Origin of the sequence: Serpentinimonas barnesii, from assembly GCF_000696225.1 — a bacterium.
GTDB lineage: Bacteria > Pseudomonadota > Gammaproteobacteria > Burkholderiales > Burkholderiaceae_C > Serpentinimonas > Serpentinimonas barnesii.
In genome coordinates, this window is the sequence record NZ_BAWN01000042.1 from 1 (window position 1) to 1,616 (window position 1,616).

Annotated in this window: 1 protein-coding gene; it reads right to left on the reverse strand. The window is 68.0% G+C overall.

The window, feature by feature from the left end; all coding sequences use genetic code 11:
- Positions 1 to 1,568, reverse strand: a 1,568-nt coding sequence (locus SRAH_RS10850; RefSeq protein ID WP_171816054.1) for a hemagglutinin repeat-containing protein, incomplete at its 3' end; no start/stop codon positions are given.
- Between the last annotated feature and the right edge of the window lie 48 nt (positions 1,569 to 1,616).

Here is a 1,616-nt window from a genome sequence, read left to right on the forward strand (position 1 = left end):
GGCCCGAGGCTCTGCTGCACCGCGCCGCTGGCGTGGGCCGCCCAGATCTGCTTGCTGAACTGGTTCAAGGTCTTGAGTTCGTTGTTCACCCAGTTGGCTGCGTTGGAACAATCCCTAGGCAGCGCGCAACTGGGTTTGAGTTCTAGCGCCAATTGTCTCAGCTCCGCCTCCCCTTGGGCGCGGAACTGGCTGAGCGTGCGGTTGAGGTCCCGGCAGGCTTGCATGCTGCCGCTGTTGCAGGCTTGCGCGGCCCGGGCCATGTCGCGGTCGCGGCGTTGGTCCAGCACGGTGAGCCGCGCCGCTGTGGTGCACGCGTCGCTGCTGGGGTTGACGCGGCACTCGGCCTGGGCACGGTTGCGCCTGAGGTTCTCGCGCGGCGTGAGGTAGTTCTGGCTGGTGGCGTTGTGCGCACTGGCCGCGCCTGCTGCTCCACCCACGGCCGCACCCATGCCCATGGCCAGCCCTTGCGTCAGGGCCTGCTTGAATTCTGCGGGTGCTTCCAGTGCGTTGATGGCTTCGCCCAGTTGCGGAATCAGCGTCTGGCTGCTGGCCGCGCCCAGCGCGCCCGCAGCACCACCACCCAACCCGGCGGCCAGCGTGTGCAAGGCCACCCGGTGCGTACCGCCTTCCCTCCAGTGGTCTTCCAGCGCGTGGGCTTCATCCAGAAGCGCTTGGCGACGCACCGGATCGACCTCGGCCGCAGCCCGGTTTTTTTTGTCAGCGGCGTTTTGCAACTGTTGGTCGCCATAGCGCCCAATGGCTTTGCTGGCCTGCTGCCCAAACGCCGTGGTGATCGCCACTTGGGCACCCACTTCGGTCCGGACCCGATCCTTGTCAAAGATCGGGGCGAGGCCCACTTGGGCGTCGCCCGTGCGGGCCTCCGTGTGGCCCGCCAGCCCCGAGATGGCTGCCACCGTGACGCTGCTGGCGTTGCCTTTGTCCGCGCCTACGCCGGCGCCGCTGGCGCCCAAGCTGGCGCCCACGCCCACCGTGAGGCCGCTGGCGCTGGCGGCATAGCTGGCCGTGTTCTGAAGGTCGCTGCTGGCAAGCGTGCCGCCGGTCTGGAAGCGGTTTTGGTTCTGATCGATGGCCGCTTGCGTGCTGGTGATCTGCCCGCCCGTGAGCGTGGTGTTGCCCGCCACGTCGACCGCAAAGCCCCCATCGTCGGCCCGGATGGCGCTTTGCTGATTGACGCTGCTGTAGGCACTGTCGATCTGGCTCTGCCCGAGGCTCAGGCTGGCGCTGGCACCTGCGCCCAGCAGCACACTGGCGCCTGCGCTGCGGTGGCTCGCTTGGTATTGGTGGCTGTCTTGCAGGCTTTGGATAGTCAGGTTGCCGCCCACTTGGGCCGTGACCTGATCGCCCTTGAGCACGCCACCCCTGCCAAGCTGCACGGACACGCCCACGCTGCCCACGGTGCTGGCCGCTGCAGTGGTCTGCTGGTTTTGCGCGTCGGCGCTTTGTTGTTGCTTGCCGATGGTCAAGCCCATGCCGCCCGAGCTGATGAAGCCGCTGCCCACGCGCACGCCTTGCCCGCCGAGTTCGCTCGCTTGCGCGCGGTCGGCCAAGGCGCGCAGCCTGGGGCGACGTGTGCGGTGGCGCTGAGCCAGCAACAT